Source organism: Verrucomicrobiota bacterium, from assembly GCA_037139415.1.
Classification (GTDB): domain Bacteria; phylum Verrucomicrobiota; class Verrucomicrobiia; order Limisphaerales; family Fontisphaeraceae; genus JBAXGN01.
The window spans coordinates 1-3920 of the sequence record JBAXGN010000326.1; the positions used below are offsets into that span (position 1 = coordinate 1).

At 55.0% G+C, this 3920-nt stretch carries 3 protein-coding genes and 1 CRISPR repeat array; all 3 genes read right to left on the reverse strand.

All coding sequences use genetic code 11. The features are described from left to right. The first annotated feature begins 54 nt into the window (after nt 1-54). Nucleotides 55-419: a CRISPR direct-repeat array (repeat unit 36 nt; unit sequence ACTTTGCACCCCCCGTATTTGGAATCAAGGCAAAGC). A gap of 699 nt (nt 420-1118) precedes the next feature. From WCO56_29185 to ilvE, 3 genes are read right to left on the reverse strand one after another with little or no spacing between them, the layout of a single operon-like run. Continuing rightward, nucleotides 1119-2222 (reverse strand): protein arginine kinase, encoded by a 1104-nt coding sequence (locus WCO56_29185; protein MEI7733675.1) that lies wholly within the window; start codon nt 2220-2222, stop codon nt 1119-1121. After that, on the reverse strand, nt 2219-2713 hold the full coding sequence (locus tag WCO56_29190; protein ID MEI7733676.1) for a UvrB/UvrC motif-containing protein: 495 nt from the start codon (nt 2711-2713) through the stop codon (nt 2219-2221). The genes WCO56_29185 and WCO56_29190 overlap by 4 nt, the downstream gene beginning before the upstream one ends. Before the next feature lie 24 nt (nt 2714-2737). Beyond that, nucleotides 2738-3610: a branched-chain-amino-acid transaminase gene (gene ilvE / locus WCO56_29195; protein MEI7733677.1), complete on the reverse strand. Its 873-nt coding sequence runs from the start codon at nt 3608-3610 to the stop codon at nt 2738-2740. Between the last annotated feature and the right edge of the window lie 310 nt (nt 3611-3920).

The following is a 3920-nucleotide window of genomic DNA, read 5'->3' on the forward strand; positions in this document are numbered from 1 at the left end:
ATAGCTTATCTTATGCATGTTTTGAAAACGGCTTTTCCGGGACGGGCTCTAAATACTTTGCACCCCCCGTATTTGGAATCAAGGCAAAGCACATACTTAAACCATCCCACCACCGTGGCAACTTTGCACCCCCCGTATTTGGAATCAAGGCAAAGCGAGGAGGCTGAGTTGGCGGTCTTTGAGGTCACTTTGCACCCCCCGTATTTGGAATCAAGGCAAAGCGAACATTACAATTAGGATAATAGGATTCCACTTTGCACCCCCCGTATTTGGAATCAAGGCAAAGCTTACAGACCACCACGCAAGAAAAGCAATGAACTTTGCACCCCCCGTATTTGGAATCAAGGCAAAGCTACAATCGCCAGTGGGTTAAAACGTGATGTACTTTGCACCCCCCGTATGAGCAGTTTGGTGATGCTGGATTGCGCGGTGCTGGCAGCGGTCCGGTGGAGAACACGGATGATGCGGCGGACGGTGTGGCGGTGGGTGGAGCGGAGCAGCATTGAAAAAGTATAAAAAGGCTAAAGCTAGAAGTAACCAGTGATCAGTCATCAGTTATCAGTTATTCCAAATTTCAGAGGATAGGAGTTATGGGACGAATGGGAGCGATGGGGTGAGTAGAAAACCAAGCATTGCAAATTGAAAATTGTAAAATGCAAATTGGGGAACACAAAAAATCGCCAATCGTTGATCGCCGATAGCCAAGGGAATTTGAACCGCGAACCGCGCCAAACACGCGAAAGGGGAAAAGGCCGGGAAATAATTCAGCGCCGACTGACGTGCGGCGGCTACGCGGCTTTGATCGTGGACCTCACCCTGGATGAAGCGTCGGCAAAGGTTTAACTCCACGCTGCGGTCCGTGCCGGAGAACTGCGGTGGGCGACGCCGTTGAGGATCAAATTTGAGACTTCTTATTCCAAATCGCTATCAAGCGGAGACTAATTCGCTGGTCTTTTGAGCTGCTGGCTTCGTTGCTCGCTCGTTATCCCGACAGGTCGGGACGGGTATGCGCCTCGCTCGCGTCTCGCCAGCCGCCCAATATCCTGCGCGCCTTAGTCTCAGCTTGAAAGCTCATTGGAATTACGTCGGCTCCTACCATTGGTCATGATCCCATGACTTCAGCTTTCCGATGGTGCTGACGGTGGTGCGGGCGGTTTATCCAGTGGCCGAGGCACCACCTTCAAGCGCTCGCGGAGCATGTCGGAGCGGATCATATCCCGCTCATCGGCGCCAAGTTTTTCCGTAAATTGTTTCTGCAAATGCGCCGGTTGGGTGATTAAAAACAGCTCGACCAGCAGGGCCGGGTCCACCTTCGGGAACAGGTTGAGGTCCACGCCCAAGCGCATCAGCGAGAGCAGGTTCATCGCCTCTTTCGAGGAAATGCTGTACGCATTGGCGAGGATGCCAAACGCGCGCCCGATATGGTTGAGCACCACCTTGGGTTTGCCTTCCAATAATTTGGCCCGCGCATTTTCCTCGTGCTCGATGATTTGGTTCAGCACTTTTTCCAGCCGTTCAACAATCCGGACTTCCTCCTCGCCCAGCGTCATCTGGTTCGACACTTGGAACACATTGCCGGAGGCATCCGTGCCCTCCCCGTACAAGCCGCGCACGGCCAGGCCCAGCTTGTTCACCGATTGGATGATCTGGCCGATTTGCTCCGCCAGCACCAAGCCGGGCAGATGCAACATGGCGCTGACGCGGATGCCGGTGCCGAGATTCGTCGGGCACGCCGTCAGGTAGCCATAGACCGGACTGAAGGCGTACGGGACTTTTTCCTCGAGCATCGTATCCACCTCGTCAATGAACTTCCACGCGGCGCGAATTTGCAGGCCGGGCAACAGCGCCTGCATCCGCAAATGATCTTCCTCATTGATCATCACGGAGAGCGTTTCCGCACGATTGAGCACCAAGCCGCTGCCGGTGTTTTTGGCGGCGTGCTCCTGACTGATCAAATGGCGTTCCACGAGGATGGTCTTATCCAGCGCGGTGAGGTTGTCCATGGTTTCGACGAAGGCATCCGCCATGGGCGGCAAGGCGGCCACTGTGGGTTGCAACAGTTCGAGCGCCTTCAGCCGTTCCGGCTTTTTCGCCCAACCCGGAAACGGCAAATCCTTGAGATTACGCGCCAGGCGCACCCGGCTGGAAATAACGATTCGGTCGTGCGGCCCCCGCTGCCGCGTGGTTTCCGCCGGCGGAATGAGAAACTCGTGCAGGTTCATGGTTGTTTGGCCTTGAGTTGCTTGAGTTCATCCCGCAAACGCGCGGCCTCTTCAAAATTCTCCAGTGCCACCGCTTCTTCAAGGCGTTTGCCCAGTTGTTTGATGCGTTCGCCCGGATCGGTCTTGCCGCGCAAGGCCTGCGGCGCCTTGCCCACATGCCGCGTCCCTTTGTGCATGCTTTTGAGCAGGCTTTCCAAGCCTTCGGAAAATGCCTGGTAACATTCGGAACAGCCAAACCGCCCGGCTTTCTTGAAGTCCGCCTGCGTGAAGCCGCATTTGGGGCAGCGCCCTTCCCCGCCCGCCACGGCCTGCTGCATCTCGCTGGAGGCCCCCAAACCCAGCAGTAAATCCGCCAGCGAGAAACCGGCGGGATCATTGATCCCCTTCTCCTTGGCGCAGTCTTCGCAAAAATCCCCCTTCTGCACCTTGTCCTCCACAATCTGGGTCAGGTGTACAGTGGCTTGCTTGGTTTTACAAATGCAGCACAACATATCCGCGGCTTGGCTTCGGCTCGCTTATCTAAAAATCGGTTCGCCGGAAACCCGGGTCAGGGCGTGGTATTTTTCCATCAAGCTGCGGGCGGTCGGCCCCGGCTTACCCGTCCCGATCTGCCGTCCGTCCACTTTCGTGACCGGAATAATTTCCGCGCCCGTGCCCGTCAGGAAACATTCATCCGCGCAGTACACATCATAGCGGGTCAAATTGGGTTCCGACACCTTGAGCCCCGTTGCGCGCGCGATTTCCATCACCGTGCCGCGCGTGATACCGTAGAGCGCGCCGGCGGAAAGCGGCGGGGTGAGCAACTGGTCGCCCTTGACAATGAAAATGTTGTCGCCGGTACATTCCGCCACAAAGCCTTCGGTGTTCAGCATGATCGCTTCCTCGACCCCGGCAATGTTCGCCTCGATCTTGGCCAGGATGTTGTTGAGATAATTCAACGACTTGATCGCCGGATTGATGGCATTGACCAGATTGCGCGTGGTTGCCACTGTGACAATGGCCATGCCCTGATCGTACATCTCCTGCGGGTACAGTTGAATTTTGTCGGCGATGATGACCACTGATGGGTTGGCGCAGCGGTTGGGGTTGAGGCCCAGCGTGCCCACCCCCCGTGTGACCACCAGGCGGATATATCCGTCCCGTAAATTATTCTTGTGGCAGGCCAGCACGGTCGCCTTGACCATTTCCTCCTGCGTCATGGGGATGGTCAGCAAAATCGCTTTGGCGGAATCATACAGGCGCGCGACGTGTTCCTTGAGTTTGAAGACGCGGCCGTTATACGCGCGAATCCCCTCGAAGATGCCGTCACCATACAATAGACCATGATCGAACACCGAAATTTTGGCGTTCTTCTCATCGTAGAATTTTCCGTCAATATATACTTTCATACAAAGCTCCGGTGAACCTACGTTAGCCGGGGCGCAAGCGCAACACAGGAATTTCACGTTATTATGTAAAATCCGAGGTGTGCATCATGGGCATTGCCAACCGCCAAAGTGATGTTAAGTTTAGCCCAACCGACGATCATGACCATAAACAACGAGAATCACTGGCATCCGTTTGAATCCTATCTGAGCAAAAAAATGCAGATGGATACCACCCACGGGCTCTGTCCGGATTGCGTCAAAAAGTATTTTCCCGACTAATTCCAAATCGCTATCAAGATGAGACTAATTCGCTGGTCTTTTGAGCTGCTGG